The sequence below is a fragment of the Mesorhizobium sp. M8A.F.Ca.ET.165.01.1.1 genome (genome assembly GCF_004792065.1).
In the GTDB taxonomy this organism is placed as follows: domain Bacteria; phylum Pseudomonadota; class Alphaproteobacteria; order Rhizobiales; family Rhizobiaceae; genus Mesorhizobium.
In genome coordinates this window covers 1-285 of sequence record NZ_SRTH01000248.1, presented here as the reverse complement: position 1 = coordinate 285, position 285 = coordinate 1, and the positions used below count along the sequence as shown (strand labels likewise).

The 285-nt window shown below is 63.9% G+C and carries 1 pseudogene; it reads left to right on the top strand.

Annotated elements, in window-relative coordinates:
- Window positions 1-285, top strand: a pseudogene (locus EN808_RS35950) (P-type conjugative transfer protein TrbG); the annotation flags it as partial.

Sequence of the window (285 nt, the reverse complement as noted above, 5' to 3'; positions counted from 1 at the left end):
CTGTCCCCGTCAGCAGCCGTCCTCTCCGCCTGTGGATCGAAGCCGGTGCCGCCACCCGAAAACTCCTACGATGCTGCTGACTCCAAACCTGCGGCTGTCGTGAAGTCGCCGGAGAAGCCGGTCAAGATCGTCGAGGTGCCAAAGCCGTTGCCGCTACCCGGCCAGTTACAGCCCGAGCCGGGCAAGGCCGTCGAAGACAAGCGCTCTCCTGAAGATCGCGTCGCCGATGCCAACAAGGCGGCCACCCAGCAACCCACCAAGTACGGGTATGTCAATGCGGTCCAG